We start from the raw sequence: 16,958 nt of genomic DNA on the forward strand, positions 1-16,958 counted from the left end.
CGTGGGAAGGGCGAAGGCGGAGGAAGGCGAGAAGGCCGAGAAAGAGGGTGCCTGACCGCCCCGGCGACCGTCGGAGACCCGCGCACCGAACGAAATCCGTCATCTTCCGGGAGTCGGACTCCGCCGCGTGCCGTTGTCCGGTGGCCATACGGCGGTCACGTGGTGAACAAAACCCGTTGCCCGCGTCGTCACCGCGCACCTGCCCGGCGCCGTCCCCGCGCACGGTGCGGGCGCCCTTCGGCGCGACGGCCGGCCCGAGCCGCGCCGGCGGCTCACGGCACCCGAGCCCCGGCCCCTGCCGCGTCCCCGACCTCGGCTTATGACCGAACAAGCGGTCGCAGAACAGCTGTTGGCGGAGCGGGCACCGTGGATGCCCCGGCTGCCGCTCGCGCCTCACCGCCGTACAGAAGTCACACCCCCGACCGGGTCGGGTGCATGGGCGGACGGCGGCCTCCACCCGCCCGGGGACGGTCACCGATCAGTGCATCGGGCCGCAAAGCTTGAGCACAAATTACTCACACACCCTCTCTTCATACTGACCCTGATGGTCTAGATTGACCGTGCTTCAGCTGATTGGGCAGAAGGCGACCGTCAATTGATCCAGGTCCGGCGCTACCGAAATGCCAGCAGTCGCGTCCCCGGCGCCGGACGTGGGGTGATCGATTCGCGGAGCCCGAGAGGGTCCCGGGTGCGGGGAGCACCCGAGGTTCCGACGGTTCCCGCGCGCACCCCGAGCATCTGTCAGGGCACGTAAGCCGGCATGCAAGTCCACGGCTGTCAGGTCGGGTTGTTCAAGCACCTCTCGAACAGCCGGATCGTCATGCGCGGGAGGCGGGGGCCTCCCGGGGGAGGAACAGCGCGGGAGGCGGGGGCCTCCCGAGGGGGGACAGTGCGGGAGGCGGGGGCCTCCCGGGGGCGGGACATTACGGGGGGCGGGGGCCTCCCGGGGGGAGGAACAGTGTTGCGCGAACACGTCGAGCCACTGGGGACCTGGGGGGTTCTGTGCGGCAAGGGGGACTAGTCAGCACGTTTCCGTCGGCACGCGGACGTCCGGCGGACGGCGCGATCGGACAGCCCGCGATCGACTGGGAACAGCGGTACCGCCGTGCCGTGATCACCAGCGACACGGTGGCCACCGCCTTCGTGGTGGCGGGGATCGGCAACTTCTTCGGGGCCCGGGACGCGGCCAACTGGCATGAGAAATGGGGGATTCTCGCCTTCGGCACCGAGCTGCTGGTGCTGGGGGCGCTGGCGGTGAGCCGGTCGTGGGCTCCGGCCGTTCTCGGCCAGGGCGCCGAGGAATTCCGCCGGCTCGGGCGCTCGCTGTTCACGGCGACCGTTGTCCTGGCACTGGGCGGGATCGCCCTCACCTCACGCAACATCAAGCTCTGGATCTTCGTCGCGATCCCCGCGATCGCGCTCGTCACCATGACCTCGCGGTATCTGCTGCGTCTGTGGCTGCACAAACAGCGCAAGGACGGACACTGCCTCAGACCGGTGCTCGCTGCCGGGAGCCCGGCCACCGTGAGCGACCTGATCAGCCGGACCCGCAAGTTCCCGCACCTGGGCTGGCGGGTGGACGCGGTGTGCACGACGGACGGTCCCGGCATCGACGGCGACCTGCTGGACGAGGTGCCGGTCGTCGGGCGGCTGGCGGACGTCGCCAAGCACGTCCACGGCGACGGCTACCGCGTCGTCGCGGTCACCCCGGACCCGCACTGGTCGCCGCACCGGTTACAGCGGCTGGCCTGGAACCTCGAGGGCACGGACACCGAGATGGTCGTGGCACCCGTGCTGATGGAGGTGGCCGGACCGCGGCTGCACGTGGACGCGGTGCTCGGGATCCCGCTGCTGCGGGTCAGCATGCCGGCCTTCACCGGGGGCCGCCGGGCGGTCAAAGCGGTCGTCGACCGGATAGGCGCAACGATTCTGCTGATGGTGTTCGCGCCCCTCATGGCGTTCGTCGGGCTGCTCGTGCTGGTGGACAGCCGGGGCGGGGTGTTCTACCGCCAGCGCAGGGTCGGCAAGGACGGCCGCGAGTTCACCATCCTCAAGTTCCGCACCATGGTCGCCGGGGCCGACGGGGCACGTGCCGAGCTGGCCGACCGCAACGAGGGCGCCGGACCGCTCTTCAAACTCCGCCGGGATCCGCGGGTGACCCGGGTGGGAGCGGTGCTGCGCCGGTACTCCATCGACGAGCTCCCGCAGCTCTTCAACGTGCTCACCGGCTCGATGTCGCTGGTCGGCCCGCGGCCTCCGTTACCGGAGGAGTCCGCCGCGTACGGTCCGGACATCCGACGGCGGCTGCTGGTCAAGCCCGGACTCACCGGCCTGTGGCAGATCAGCGGACGCAGCGACCTGTCGTGGGAGGAGGCGGTACGGCTGGACCTGCGGTACGTGGAGGACTGGTCGCTCGCCCTGGACACGGTGATCTTGTGGAAGACGCTGCGTGCGGTGCTGTACGGGCAGGGGGCCTACTGATGCGCGCGATGTCGCAGCTCGACGGTCCCGCAGGCATACGGACCGCAGGCCGGGACGGCCTGCCCGGGGGGAGGAACGAGTCATGAGGGTCAGCGTTTTCGGGCTCGGCTACGTGGGCTGCGTGTCGGCCGCGTGCCTGGCCGGCATGGGGCACGACGTCATCGGGGTGGACGTCAACCAGGTGAAGGTCGACCTGGTCAACGACGGCAAGGCCCCGGTGGTCGAGGAGCGGATCGGTGAGCTCATCGCCGACGTGGTGCGGACCGGGGCCCTGAGAGCCACCGGCGACGTCCGTGAGGCGATCATGGACAGCGATATCTCGCTGGTCTGCGTGGGTACGCCCTCGGAGCCCAACGGCAGCCTGTGCACCACCTACTTGGAGCGGGTGACCGAGGAGATCGGCGCCGCGCTCGCCGAGCGGGGCGGGCGGCACACCGTGGTGTTCCGCAGCACCATGCTGCCGGGCACCTGCCTGAACCTGCTGGTGCCGATCCTGGAGAAGTACGTCGGCGGGACGGCCGGGGTGGACATCGGGGTCGCGGTCAACCCCGAGTTCCTGCGCGAGGGCACGAGCGTGCGGGACTTCTTCGACCCGCCCAAGACCGTCATCGGTGAGCTGGACCCGGCGAGCGGTGACGCGGTGCTGGCGCTGTACGAGGGCCTGCCCGGCGAGGTGTTCCGGGTGCCGATCCCGACCGCCGAGGCGATCAAGTACGCCGACAACGCGTTCCACGGCCTCAAGATCGGCTTCGCGAACGAGCTGGGCGCGGTGTACCGGGCGCTCGGGGTGGACTCGCACCAGGTGATGGACGTGTTCCTGGCCGACCGCAAGCTGAACATCAGCCCCGCCTATCTGCGGCCGGGCTTCGCCTTCGGCGGCTCGTGCCTGCCCAAGGACCTGCGCAGCCTGGTCCACGCGGCGCAGCGGGCCGATGTCTCGGTGCCCATCCTCTCCCACGTGCTGCCGTCCAACTCCGACCACCTCCAGCGCGCGGTGGAGCTGGTCGAGCGCACCGGCAAGCGCCGGGTGGGCCTGTTCGGGCTGTCCTTCAAACCCGGCACCGACGACCTCCGCGAGAGCCCGCTCGTCGAGCTGGCGGAGCGGCTCTTCGGCAAGGGGTACGACCTGAGGATCCACGACGCCAACGTGAGCCTCTCCCGGCTGCTCGGCGCGAACCGCGAGTACATCGAGACCCGGCTGCCGCATCTGGGGCAGCTCCTCGCGGACTCCGTCGAGGAGGTGCTCGAGCACGCCGAGGTGTGCCTGGTCGGGACCAGGGACCCGGCCGTGCTGTCGGCGCTGCCGCACGGCGAGGGCCCCGTGATCGTCGATCTCATCCACCTTCCCGACGCCGAGGCGCGGCGGGCCGAACCGGGGTACGTGGGCCTTGCTTGGTGACACATCGGCCGGTGACACGGCCAGGGACGCACGGCCGGGCCGGCGCGCGCTGATCCTCGTGGAGAACCTGTCGGTGCCGTTCGACCGTCGGGTGTGGCAGGAGTGCACGACGCTGCGCGACGCCGGCTGGGAAGTGCACGTCATCTGCCCCCGGGGCAGCAAGCGGGACACCGAGGCGGAGGCGGAGATCGACGGGGTGCGGATCCACCGCTACCCGTTGCGCGCCGCCACCGGCGGTCCGGCAGGCTACCTGCGGGAGTACGGATCGGCGCTGTGGCACACGGTCCGGCTGGCCCGCAAGGTCGGCCCCGTCGACGTGGTCCACGCCTGCAACCCGCCGGACCTGCTGTTCCTGCCGGCCCGGTGGCTGAAGCGGCGTGGCGCGCGGTTCGTCTTCGACCAGCACGACCTGGTGCCCGAGCTGTACCTCTCCCGGTTCGGCCGGGGCGAGGACCTGCTCTACCGCGCCGTGTGCGCGCTGGAGCGGATGACGTACCGGGCCGCGGACGTCGTGCTCGCCACGAACGAGAGCTACCGGGACGTCGCGGTGCGCCGCGGTGGCCGACGGCCGGAGGACGTCTTCGTGGTGCGCAGCGCGCCCGACATCGAGCGGTTCCATCCCGTGCCGCCCGAGCCGGAGTTGAAGCGCGGAAAGCCTCATCTGCTGTGCTATCTCGGCGTCATGGGCCCGCAGGACGGCGTCGACTACGCGTTGCGGGCGCTCGCGAAGCTGCGCGACGAGCTCGGGCGGACCGACTGGCACGCGGTGTTCGTCGGCGCCGGGGACACCTTCGACGCGATGGTGGAGCTGTCCCGGCGGCTCGGGCTCTCCGAGCAAGTGCAGTTCACCGGGCGCATTCCGGACGCCGATCTGGTGCGCTACCTGTCCACCGCGGACGTGTGCCTCTCCCCCGACCCGCACAATCCGCTCAACGACGTGTCGACCATGAACAAGGTCCTGGAGTACATGGTGATGGGCCGGCCGATCGTCTCGTTCGACCTCCGGGAGGCGCGCGTCTCCGCGGGTGACGCCGCCGTCTACGCGCCCGCCGACGACGAGTCGGCGTTCGCCAAACTGGTCGCGCTGCTGCTGGACGATCCCGAGAAGCGGGCCCGGATGGGCGAGATCGGCCAGGAGCGGATCGGCGGGGCGCTCTCCTGGCGGAACTCCCAGCGGGCGCTGCTGGCCGCCTACACCGCTGCCTGCCGTGACCGCGCTCCGGTGTCGGCGGACGGCCCGGACCGGGCAGGCAGGAGGTCGCGCCGTTGAGCGATGACACGATACGCCTGGTCACGATCGGGCGGATCCTCCGTCGGCGTTGGCGGCTCCTGGCCGCCCTCGCCGTGGTGGGCGCCCTCGTCGGGTACGGCGCCTCGCTGGTGTTCCCGCCGCGCTACACGACGTCGGCATCGGTACTGCTGCCGGGCGCCTGGGAGGAACGCGAGCTGCTGACCCAGGCGGAGATCGCGACCAGTTCGGTGGTCCTCGACCGCACGGCCGCCACGCTCGGCTGGGACGGGGTCGGCGGCGGCGAGCTGCGGGACCGGGTGAGCGCCAAGACCGCCGACGGCAACATCATCAAGATCTCGGGCACGGCCGAGACCCCTAAGCGCGCACAGCAGCTCGCCGACCGGTCGGCCCAGCAGTTCGTCGCCTTCGCCGCGCAGATCGCCGGCGACGGCACCGACCCCGAAGCGGCGGAGCCCGAGGCGCTGCGGCAGATGGTGGTGCAGACCAGCCGCCGCATCACCGAGCTGGCCGACGCGGCCGATCCGGGGCAGACCGTGGAGAGCGTGCAGACCCGCACCGAGCTGGCGAAGCTGCGCACCGCGCTGCAAGAGGCCATCACGAAGCTGGACCAGGCCGACCCGGCCGCCAACCAGACCAACATGGTCGTCATGGGACCGGCTGCCCGGCCGGCCGGAGAGGCACCGCCGACGAGGACACAGCTCGTCGCCGCCGGGGCGCTGCTGTTCTTCCTGCTCGCGGTCATCGGCCATCTCACCGCCGCCCGCATGAGCCGCCGGCTGCGCACCGAACCGGAGATCGCGGCGGCGATCGGCGCGGAGCTGCTGGGCACCGTCGACGTGCCGGGTGAACAGCCCGCGCACCGGCCGCGGGACCTGGGCCCGCGGGCCCGGATCCGCCGGCTGCTGGGCACCGACGTCCGGTGGGACGTGCCGCCCCCGCAGGCGTCCGGTGACGAGGCCGGCCGGCAGATCCGCTACCGGCGGCTGTGTGCCCGCCTCCGGGAGCGGCTGCCGGCGCCCCGGCGGCTCCTGGTCGTCGTCGCGGACGGCGACGACGTCGCCCGCCGGGCCGCCGAGCGGCTCGTCGCCGAGGCCGGGGGCGATCCGCTGCTGCGGGTGGCGGAGGTCCCCGTGTCCCGGCCGCTGGTGCCGGACCGCGACGACGAGGCCGGTGCCCTGGTCGTGGTCAGCGCGGGCAGCTGGACCGCGGGGGACCTCGCCGGCATCGCCGAGGCGTGCGAGGACGCCAAGCACGAGGTCGTCGGCATCGTCCTGGCCGGCACGGCCGGGGCCCGTCCGGCGCGGTCCGCCGGCCGGCCTCGGGACGACGCCACGCCGGTGCTCGCGGTCGGCGACGACGTGACGGGAGGTTCGAGGTGACGACGAGAACGACTGCGGAGCCGTCGGCCGCCGCTCCGCTGCTGGACCTCCAGGCGCTGGTGGTCGCGGTGCGCAGACGGCGCAGGCTCTGGTGCTCCCTGGCGCTGCTGGGGCTGCTCGCCGGCGCGGCGACGGCGGTCCTGCTGCCGCCACCGCCCACCGCGGTGACCAAGGTGCTGGTCGCGCATCAGGAGGACCAGCCGAACGACCCCGGAACGCTGATCCGCACCGACGTCGCGCTGCTGCACACCACGCGGATCGCCGGCACGGCCCTGCGGTCCCTCGGGTCCCAGGAGGACCCGGCGGACTTCATGGAGGAGTACGGGGGTGTCGGCCTGACCAACAACCTGCTCCAGATCACGGTGACGGCCGACAGTGACGCGGAAGCGGTGGCCCGCGCCGAGGCGCTGGCCGACGCGTTCGTCGCGGACCATGTCCGGCGGATACAGGCGGCCGCGAACGCCGAGGCCAAGGCGCTGCTCGACCAGCGTGACCGGCTGCGGGACGAACTCGCCGAGGTCGACGGGCAGATCGGGGACGCGTCGACGGAGAGCGGGCCGAAGGCGTCGGCGAACCTGGAGTCGCTCTTCGCCCGCCGGGCCGAACTCACTTCGCGGATAACGGACTTCGGCCAGCGCGCCGCGGAGGCGCGCATCGGCACGCCCCAACTCGTCGCCGGTACACAGATCGTGGACGCTCCGCGCGCGGTGCGGCACTCCGTGCCCAGGACCGCCGCCACCAACGCCGCGATCGGGCTCGTCCTCGGACTGGTGCTCGGGCTCGCGGTGGCCGCGGTCGGCACCGTGGTGGCGGACCGGCCCGTGCTGCGCCGGGAGATCGCGGCGAACCTCGGCGCCTCCGTCATCTCCGAGCTGCCCCTGCGGTCGGCCCGGCTGTGGCGGCGCCGCCGGGTCCGGGCGGCCCGGGAACGGCTCACCGCTTCCCTGGCCCGTACCGTGCGCGGCTCCGCTGATCCGGTGTCGCTGCTGGAACTGGGCTGCGCGCGCGGCGCGAGCAGGATCGCCCTGGACCTCGCCGGGGCGCTGGCGGCGGACGGGCCGGTGGTCGTCGTCGACGGTCTGCCCGGCCGGCAGCTCTCGGGCCGCCGCGCGAAACCGGGAGACCCGACCGTGGTGCGCGGCGAGCAGGCCGCGGCGGCGGTCCAGGAGCGCCGGCTCGGGGTCGGCTCGGTGGCGCCCGGCACGGCCTGGACCGACCTTCAGTACCTCGGCACGCAGACCGTGCTCGTCGTACGGGCCGGACACGGCAGCGCCGCCTGGCTGCACACCGTCGCGCGGCAACTCGCGGACCAGCGCATACCGGTGATCGGTGTGGTGCTGATCGACCCGGATCCGCGGGACCGGACCGACGGCACGCTGTGGGACGGGCTGGACACCGCGCTGCGCGGCCAGAACGAGCGGCTGGCCCGGCACAACGGTGGGGGTACCGCCCACGGCGTTCAGGCAGTGGGGGAAGGCCGGCGACGGGCGGAGCGGCTGCCCATGTGGGCGGCACGGGTCCCGGACAGCGAACAGGAGACGCGCTAGCACATGTGTGGCATCGCAGGCACTTACCGATGGCCGGACGGGAAGGCCGTCACCGACCGGCTCACCGATATCCTCGCGCACCGCGGTCCCGACGGGGCGGGCCGCTACAGCCACTCCGTCGGTGACGGCGAGGTGCACCTCGGGCACCGCCGACTGGCCATCATGGACCTGTCCGACACGGGCGCCCAGCCGATGGTCTCGGACGGCCTCGTCCTGACGTACAACGGCGAGCTGTACAACGCGCCCGAGCTGCGTGCCGAACTGGCCGCCGCCGGGGTGCGCTTCCGCGGCACCTCCGACACCGAGGTGCTGCTGGAGGCCTGGCGGCGCTGGGGCACGGACTGTCTTCCCCGGCTGCGCGGGATGTTCGCCTTCGGGGTGTTCGACGAGCGGACCGGTGAGCTGGTGCTCGTCCGCGACCAGCTGGGCATCAAGCCGCTGTTCCTGCTGCGGCGCGGCGAGGGCCTGGTGTTCGCCTCCGAGCTGAAGGCGCTCGCCGCCGTGACCGGCGGTTCGCTCCAGGTGGACCATGCGGCGCTGGTGGCCTCGCTGCTGTACTACTGGGTGCCCGACTCCCGGTGCGCGTTCCGCGAGGCGGAGAAGCTGCCGCCGGGCAGCTGGCTCCGGTGCCGGCCCGACGGCCGGGTGGAGCGCGGCCGGTTCTGGCACCTGAGGGACGTCGCCGCCGAGGGCCGGGACCGGGCGCTGGCCGGCGAACTGCCGGATGTCGCCGCCGTCGTCGAGGAGTCGACCCGGCACCATCTGCTCTCCGACGTGCCCGTGGCGACGTTCCTGTCCGGCGGGCTGGACTCCAGCTACCTGACCGCGCTGGCGGCCCGCGACCGGCCAGGGATCTCGGCCTACACGATCGGATTCCGCGCCGAGGACGCCCGGTTCGAGGCGATGCCGGACGATCTGCGCTACGCCCGGCAGGTGGCCGAGCGGTTCGGCGTCGACCTCCGGGAGATCGAGATCGCTCCGAACGTACTCGACCTGCTGCCGCAGATGACGTACCACCTGGACGAGCCGATCGGCGACCCCGCCGCGATCAACACGTTCCTGATCTGCCAGGCCGCGCGGGAGGCCGGGGTCAAGGTGATGCTCTCCGGGATGGGCGCCGACGAGCTGTTCGCGGGCTACCGCAAGCACCTGGCCAACCTGCTCGCGCTGCGCTACCAGCGCGTCCCGCGGCCCCTGCGGCGCGGCCTGTCCCGGGCCGTGGACCGGCTGCCGGTCGCCACGGCCCGCCGGGGGTACCGGTCGGTGCGCTTCGCGAAGCGGTTCCTCTCCTTCGCCGACCTGCCGGAGGAGACCGCGTTCCGGCGCAGCTACACCATGTACGACCGGGACGAGCTGCTCGCCCTGATCGATCCGGACCTGGCCGGGACGGTCGACGACGTGCTGACCGAGCACGCGGACGTCTACCACGACAACGACCTCGACGACTTCGTCAACCGCATGTGCCTGGGCGACTCCCGGATGTTCCTGCCGGGCCTCAACCTCGCCTACACCGACCGGTCGAGCATGGCCGCCTCGACCGAGGTGCGGGTGCCGTACGTGGACGTCGAGGTGGTCAAGGCGGCGTTCGCCGTGCCCGGTGACCGCAAGATCGCCGGGCGGCAGGGCAAGGCCGTCCTCAAGGAGGCGGCCGCCTCGGTCCTGCCCAAGGAGATCGTGTACCGGCCCAAGGGCCTGTTCAGTGCCCCCCTGCGCGCCTGGATGAGCCGGGACCTGGCACCGCTGGTCCGCGAGGTGGTGCACGACGGGCTGCTCGTCAGCTCCGGTCTCCTGCGCCGCGACGCGCTGGCCCGCATGGTCGCCGAGGACGCCGCCGGGCAGCGGGACTTCTCCAAACATCTGTGGCACGTGCTGACCCTCGAGTACTGGTACCGCGGCGCGACCACGGGCGCCGCCCAGAACTCTCACTGACGGCGTAGAGACAGCAGAGACTGAGGACTTCGGGTGAAACAGGTTGTTCAGAACTACAAGAGCGGCGAGCTCGCGGTGCTCGACGTGCCGGTGCCGGGGTGCAAGCCGGGCGGTGTGCTGGTCCGCAGCGCCTACTCGCTGATCTCCACCGGCACCGAGTTGATGAAGGTGTCCGAGGCCGGCATGTCGATGCTGGGCAAGGCCCGCTCCCGGCCGGACCAGGTGGCCAAGGTCGTGCAGAGCGTGGCGACCAACGGGGTGCCCGCCACCTATCGCAAGGTGATGGGCAAGCTGGACTCCTACACACCGCTGGGCTACTCGCTGTGCGGGGTGGTCGAGCAGGTCGGCGCCGGGATCGACGATGTGAAGGTCGGCGACCTCGTGGCCTGCGCCGGCAACGAGCACGCGCTGCACGCCGAGCTGAACTGGGTGCCGAAGAACCTGTACGCCCGGGTGCCGGAGGGCCTCGCGCCGCGGCACGCGGCCTTCGGCACCGTCGGTTCGATCGCGATGCAGGGCGTCCGCCAGGGCGAGTCACGGCTCGGCGAGGTGGCGCTGGTCGTCGGCCTCGGGCTGATCGGGCAGCTGGTGGTGCAGCTGCTGACCGCTTCGGGCGTCCGCGTCGTCGGGGTCGACCCCGACCCGGCGCGCTGCGAACTCGCCGAGCGCCTGGGCGCGGCGGCCTGCGCCGACCCCTCCTCCACGGCCGTGGAGACCGCCGTCGCCGAACTCACCGGCGGTCACGGCGTGGACCAGGTGTACCTGGCCGCCGGCGGTGGCAGCAACCAGCCCGTCGAGCTTGCCGCCCGGATGTGCCGGGACCGCGGCCGGGTCGTCGACATCGGCAAATGCCGCCTGGACCTGCCGTGGAACGCGTACTACGAGAAGGAGCTCGACGTCCGGTTCTCCCGTTCGTACGGCCCCGGGCGCTACGACCCGGAGTACGAACTCGAGGGCCGGGACTACCCGATCGGCTACGTGCGCTGGACCGAGCGCCGCAACCTCGCGTGCTTCCTCGACCTCGTCGCCCGCGGCCGCGTCGACGTGGAGCCCCTGATCTCGCACATCGCCGACTTCGACGACGCCGTCGAGACGTACCGGAGCCTGAAGGACGGCGATCTGAAGGCCGTGGCCGTGCTGTTCCGGTACCCCGGACGGACGGTCGAGGCGCAGGCCCCGGAGGCCGTGCCCGAGGTGGCCGTGCCCGAGGTGCGGCGCGGCGACCGAGTGCCCCCGTCGGGCCGGGCCGCCGGAACACCGGTGCGGCTGGCGTTCGTCGGCGCCGGGAACTACGCGACGTCGATGCTGCTGCCGCATCTGGCGCGGCGCGAGGGCGTCGAGCTGTCGACCGTCGTCACCACGACGGCGCTGTCGGCGGCCAACGCGCGGCGCAAGTTCGGCTTCGCCGGGGCGACCACCGATCTCGACGCCGTGCTCGGCGACGACTCCGTGGACGCGGTGTTCGTGGTCACCCGGCACAGCTCGCACGCCGAACTGACCCGCAGGGCGCTGCTGGCCGGCAAGGCGGTCTTCGTCGAGAAGCCGTTGGCGCTGACCGAGGACGAACTCGCCGGGGTGCTCTCCGCGGTGGAGGAATCCGGCAACGACCGGCTCCAGGTCGGCTTCAACCGCCGGTTCGCGCCGCTGCTCCAGGAGGCCAGGCAGCGGTTCGGCGCCCGGACCGGTCCGGCGAGCCTGCGCTACCTGGTCAACGCGGGCCGGCTGGGGCAGGGCAGCTGGTATCTCCAACAGGGCACCGAGGGCTCGCGGTTCGCCGGCGAGGGCGGGCACTTCATCGACACGGCGAGCTGGCTGCTCGACGCCGATCCGGTCTCGGTGTACGCGGTCGCCTCGCCCGGCAACGACGATCTCCAGGTCGTGCTGCGCTACCCGGACGGGTCCACCGCCACCGTCAGCTACGTCACCACCGGCGCGCCCGGCTTCCCCAAGGAGACGTTGGACCTCGTCGCGGACGGCAAGGTGCTGCGGCTCGACGACTTCGTCCGTGCCTCGGTGTACGCCCGCAAGCGGTGGGTGAGTTCGCGGCTGCCCAAGGCCCGGGACAAGGGCCAGGAGGCCCAACTGGCCGCGTTCGTCCGGGCCGTGCGCACCGGTGGCCCGATGCCGGTGCCGCTGGAGTCGCTGGTCGCCACCACGGCGGCCACCCTCGCGGTGCAGGCCGGCCTGGCCGGGGGCGCGCCCGTGACGTTGGCGAGAACGCGATGACGGTGAACGCGGGGAGTCCGGGCTGGTACCTGCGGCGGCTGTCCCGGATGGGACCGCGGGAGATCGGCGGACGGGCGGGCGACGCGGTACGCAGACGGCGGTGGCGGACGGCACGGCCGGACAGCCCCGACGTGACCGGCGCCGGGTTCACCGCGGTCCTGCCCGCGGGGACGGTCGCCGCGGTGCCACCGGACGCCGTGAAGCGTCTGCTCGCCCAGGCCGACCGGCTGATGGCCGGGCACGCCGAGTACTTCGGGGTGGGCCGCGACGATCTGGCCGACCCGGACTGGTGGTTCGACCCGAAGACCGGGCGCCGTGCGCCGTGGGGCTATGCCTTCGACGTGCCGTACCGGGACGAGGACCGGGTCGGTGACATCAAGCAGATCTGGGAACTGTCCCGGCACCAGTACCTCACGGTGCTCGCCGCCGCCTACGCGGTCACCGGTGACGAGCGGTACGCCGAGCGCGTGGCGGAGCACCTGAGGTCCTGGTGGAGGTCCAACGCGCCGCTGCGCGGGGTGCACTGGACCAGTGGCATCGAGCTGGGGATCCGGCTGCTGTCCTGGGTGTGGATCCGCCGGCTGCTCGACGGCTGGCCGGGGGCGGCCGCCCTGTTCGAGGACAACCCGGTGGCGCTGGACCAGATCTGGCACCACCAGCACTGGCTGGCCGCCTTCCCCAGCCGGGGTTCCTCGGCGAACAACCACGTCATCGCCGAGGCCGCCGGGCAGTTCGCCGCGGCCTGCGCGTTCGGATGGTTCCCCGACTCGGCGCGCTGGCGGGCCGACGCGCTGCGGTCGCTGGAGCGGGAGCTGCGCGCCAACACCTTCGACTCCGGCCTCAACCGCGAGCTGGCCACCGAGTACCACGGACTGGTGCTGGAACTCGGCCTGGCCGCCGTGGCCGAGGCGGATGCCGCCGACGTGCCGGTCCCCGCGTCGGTGCGGTCGGTGCTGCTGCGGATGACCGACGCGCTCGCCGCCGTCGTGGACGGCCGGCTGCGGCCCCCGCGCCAGGGGGACTCGGACGACGGGCACGGTCTGGTCGTGGACGGTGCGGGCACCGACCGCTGGGCCTCGCTGCTGGCCACCGGGGATGCCGTGTTCGGCCGGCTCGCCTGGTGGCCCGCGGTGACCGGCTCCGATGTGCGCACCCCGCTGCTGGCCGCGCTCATCCGGCCGTACCCGGGGACGGGAGCAGCCGCGCCGGCCGTGTCGCGCCCCGCAAGCCGGCCGGACCATTTCGCCGACGCGGGCATGACCGTCCTGCGGGGTGCCGGGGAGATCTGGTGCCGCTGCGACGGCGGCCCGCACGGCTTCCTGTCCATCGCCGCGCACGCTCACGCGGACGCGCTGTCGTTGGAGGTCCGGCAGGACGGGGTCGACGTGCTCGCCGACCCGGGGACGTACTGCTACCACGGTCAGCCCGAGTGGCGGCGGTACTTCCGGTCGACCCTCGGCCACAACACCCTGGAACTGGACGGCGGTGACCAGTCCGTCTCCGGCGGTCCGTTCCTGTGGACCCGGCACGCCCGCAGCCGCGTCCTGGTCGCCGACACCCGCGACGCCTCCGACGGGGGCACGGCCCGCTGGTGCGCCGAACACGACGGCTACCAGGGCTCCGTGCATCGCCGCCGGGTGGAACTGTCGTCCGCCGAGCGCGCGTTGACGGTGGTCGACGAGGTGCGCGGCCCGCGCCGGGCCGTGCGCCTGGCGTTCCATCTCGGCCCGGAGGTCACCGCGGAGCTGACGGGGAACCGGGCGGTGCTCAGCTGGACCCGGGACGGTGCGGACCGCGGGGCGGAGCTCGACCTGCCGGGGCAGCTGCGCTGGCGGGCGCACCGCGGGGAGAGCGACCCGCCGCTGGGCTGGTACTCCGCCGGCTTCGGGCGCAAGGAACCCGCCACCACGCTGGTCGGCACCGGCTTCACCGACGGTACGGAGGGGTTCACCACCGTGCTCAGGTTCCGTGGTTAGGGAGGCAGACGCTTGGGGATCAAGTGGCGGCACCGGGTCTGGCAGTCGGCACCGCTGGCGCTGGCCCTGCTGGCGGCGACCGGCTGTGAGAGCACGCCGGGCGCGCGGCCCGAGCCGGCTCCCGCGCCGTCCACGGCCGTGGCCCGGGTGTGCGCCGAGCCCGCGGCCGGCCCGGCGAAGGCGCCGGCGGGTGCGGTGACGGTCGACCCCGCGGTCGCCGGTGATCTGGCCGCGAAGACCAAGAGCAGCCCCCCGAACACCACGTTCTGGCTCCGCCCCGGCAAGCACCGGCTCGACCCGGACCGCTACGCGCAGGTCATCCCCAAGAAGGGGGACACCTACCTCGGCGCGCCGGGTGCGGTGCTCGACGGCCGCAGGACCAACCAGTACGCGTTCGGCGGCACCGCCCCCGACGTGACGATCCGCCACCTGACCGTGCAGGGGTTCGTCGCGCCGCACGACGAGGGGGTGGTCAACCATGACTCGGCCGACGGCTGGGTGATCGACCACGCCACGATCCAGAACAACTCCGGCGCCGGGCTGATGGCGGGGGCCCGCCAGCAGGTCCGCTCGAGCTGTCTGCGCGGCAACGGTCAGTACGGCATGAACGCGTACAAGGGCAACGGCCGGATCAGCGGTCTGGTGGTCGAGGGCAACGAGATCGTGGGCAACAACAGCGACGACTGGGAGCGGCGGCGGCCGGGCTGCGGCTGCACCGGAGGCGTCAAGTTCTGGGCCGTCGACGGCGCCGACATCCGGGGGAACTGGGTGCACGACAACCGCGGAGCCGGGTTGTGGGCGGACACCAACAACAACGACTTCCTCATCGAGGACAACGTGCTGGAGGCCAACGACGGTGCCGCGCTGATCTACGAGACCAGCTACAACGCGGTCGTCCGGAAGAACATCATCCGGCGGAACAACTGGGTCGAGGGCCGCCGGTACGCCGACCGGGGGGACAACTTCCCGTTCGCGACCGTGTACCTGTCCGAGTCCGGCGGCGAACCCCGGGTCCGGGCCCGCACGGACAAGATCGAGATCTACCGCAACGTGCTGGAGAACAACTGGTCCGGGATCACCCTGTGGGAGAACGCCGACCGGTTCTGCAACAGCCCGGCCAACACCTCGTCCGGCGACTGCACGTTGCTCGTGAAGAACACCGACCGCTGCGCGCAGCCGGCGATCGCCACCGCACCGCTCTACGCCGACTGCCGGTGGAAGACCCAGCGGGTGGACATCCACGGCAACCGCTTCGTGCTGGACAAGTCCGTCGTCGACTGCACGGTGAAGTGCGACCGCATGGCGGTGCTGGCCAACTACGGCACCTATCCGGACTGGTCGCCTTACCAGGGCGAGCGGGTGGCCGAGGCGATCACCCGCGAGCAGCACAACCGCTGGCACGACAACGTCTATCTCGGACCGTGGAAGTTCGTCGCCCACGACCCGAGCCGGATACTCGACTCCGGGCAGTGGCAGGGCACGCCGTACCAGCAGGACGCGGGCAGCACCTTCCGCGCACCGGACGGTGGTTGAGATGCGCACGGACCACACGTCGAAGATCGTCGGGACGGTCTGGGGACTGCTGATCCTCAACACGCTCGGCTCCGCCGGGGCGAAGACCATCGTTCCGCTGCCCCGCTCGCTCATCCAGATGGTCACCATGGGCGCGCTGGTCGCCGCGTTCGCGCTGGCGCTCGCGGTCAACCTCCGGCTGCGCGTGCGGGCCAGCGCCTTCCTGTTCCTGCTCACCCTGCTGCTGGTGCCGAGCGTGATCTCCAGCGCGAACCTGGAGTCCGGGTTCGGCGCGCTGTTCCGGTGCGCCCGGCTGGCCCTGTTCATCGGCACGCTGTGGCTGCTCAGCCGCTGGTGGGACGGCGGCCCGACCTTCGTCCGGCACCACATCCGGATGTACTTCCTGGTCCTCGGCTCGGTGGCCGCCGGCGCGGTCATCTCACCGGGCGCCGCCCTGCCCGAGCTGTACGGCGGGCGCTTGGTCGGCGCGTTGTGGCCCCTCACGCCGCCGCAGATCGGACAGTACGCCGCGGTGATCATCGGGCTCACCGTGCTGCTCCTGCTCGGCCGCAGGACCGACCGGGGCAGCGCTGCGGTGGTCGTCGTGCCGTCGCTCGTGCTGCTCGCGCTGACCCATACCAGGACGGCGACGCTCGGCCTGCTCATCGGGCTGGCGCTGGCGATCTGCTCGCTCGTCCTGACCAGCGCCGCCGCCCGCCGGTTCTTCGTCTGGGCGGTGCTGTGCGCCGCCGTGGCCGTGGTGGGGTTCGGCTCCGCGCTCCAGGCGTGGTTCCTGCGCGGCCAGAGCCAGGAGAACTTCTCCAGCCTCACCGGCCGGGCCAAGGTCTGGCACGCCCTGCTGGCGGCACCGCGCACGACCTCGGAGTACCTGTTCGGCGCGGGTCTGGGCGACAAGTCGTTCGGCGGACTGCCGATCGACAACAGCTGGCTGGCCGTCTACCACGAGCAGGGGATGACCGGCGTGGCCCTGGTGGCGGCGATCATCGTCGTGCTGGGCGGTGTCGCGCTGCTGCGGCCGCCGTCGCTGTCGAGGGCCTGCGCGATCTTCCTGATCAGCTACTGCGCGATCGCCTCGTACACCGAGGCCGGGCTGGGCGACGCCTCGCCGTATCTGCTGCATCTGGCCGTGGCCGCCTCGCTGCTGGCGGCGCCTGCCGCGGAGCCGCCCCCGCCGCCGCCCGACGTCGATCGACGCGGCGTCCCGCGAGGGGCCCGAAGTCCGGAGGTGATCTGAGC

The 16,958-nt window shown here is 72.4% G+C and carries 10 protein-coding genes; all 10 read left to right on the forward strand.

Annotation, left to right across the window (positions count from 1 at the left end; translation table 11 throughout):
- Positions 1–1,002 precede the first annotated feature (1,002 nt).
- On the forward strand, positions 1,003–2,481 hold the full coding sequence (locus AOQ37_RS21990; RefSeq protein WP_062646311.1) for a sugar transferase: 1,479 nt from the start codon (positions 1,003–1,005) through the stop codon (positions 2,479–2,481).
- A gap of 82 nt (positions 2,482–2,563) precedes the next feature.
- Entirely contained in the window at positions 2,564–3,880 is a 1,317-nt protein-coding gene (locus tag AOQ37_RS21995) for a nucleotide sugar dehydrogenase (protein ID WP_062646312.1), read from the forward strand.
- Positions 3,870–5,150 carry a glycosyltransferase family 4 protein gene (locus AOQ37_RS22000; RefSeq protein WP_062646313.1) on the forward strand — a complete coding sequence of 427 codons (1,281 nt, stop codon included), beginning with the start codon at positions 3,870–3,872 and terminating at the stop codon, positions 5,148–5,150. Before AOQ37_RS21995 ends, AOQ37_RS22000 begins: the two co-directional genes overlap by 11 nt.
- Positions 5,147–6,511: a Wzz/FepE/Etk N-terminal domain-containing protein gene (locus AOQ37_RS22005; RefSeq protein WP_062646314.1), complete on the forward strand. Its 1,365-nt coding sequence runs from the start codon at positions 5,147–5,149 to the stop codon at positions 6,509–6,511. The genes AOQ37_RS22000 and AOQ37_RS22005 overlap by 4 nt, the downstream gene beginning before the upstream one ends.
- Positions 6,508–8,058, forward strand: coding sequence for a Wzz/FepE/Etk N-terminal domain-containing protein (locus tag AOQ37_RS22010; RefSeq protein ID WP_062646315.1), 1,551 nt, complete (start codon positions 6,508–6,510; stop codon positions 8,056–8,058). The genes AOQ37_RS22005 and AOQ37_RS22010 overlap by 4 nt, the downstream gene beginning before the upstream one ends.
- 3 nt (positions 8,059–8,061) lie before the next feature.
- The gene (asnB, locus tag AOQ37_RS22015; RefSeq protein ID WP_062646316.1) at positions 8,062–9,987 is read left to right on the forward strand and encodes an asparagine synthase (glutamine-hydrolyzing); all 1,926 of its coding nucleotides are present in this window, start codon (positions 8,062–8,064) and stop codon (positions 9,985–9,987) included.
- Positions 9,988–10,020: 33 nt separating this feature from the next.
- Positions 10,021–12,213, forward strand: a complete 2,193-nt coding sequence (locus AOQ37_RS22020; protein WP_062646317.1) for a bi-domain-containing oxidoreductase — start codon at positions 10,021–10,023, stop codon at positions 12,211–12,213.
- Positions 12,210–14,189 (forward strand): alginate lyase family protein, encoded by a 1,980-nt coding sequence (locus AOQ37_RS22025; RefSeq protein ID WP_062646318.1) that lies wholly within the window; start codon positions 12,210–12,212, stop codon positions 14,187–14,189. Before AOQ37_RS22020 ends, AOQ37_RS22025 begins: the two co-directional genes overlap by 4 nt.
- Positions 14,190–14,201: 12 nt before the next feature.
- Positions 14,202–15,722, forward strand: coding sequence for a right-handed parallel beta-helix repeat-containing protein (locus AOQ37_RS22030; protein ID WP_062646319.1), 1,521 nt, complete (start codon positions 14,202–14,204; stop codon positions 15,720–15,722).
- A 1-nt stretch (position 15,723) separates the two neighbouring features.
- Entirely contained in the window at positions 15,724–16,956 is a 1,233-nt protein-coding gene (locus AOQ37_RS22035; protein WP_062646320.1) for a hypothetical protein, read from the forward strand.
- Positions 16,957–16,958 lie beyond the last annotated feature (2 nt).

It is taken from the genome of Streptomyces maremycinicus (assembly GCF_001184025.1).
Lineage (GTDB): Bacteria > Actinomycetota > Actinomycetes > Streptomycetales > Streptomycetaceae > Streptomyces > Streptomyces maremycinicus.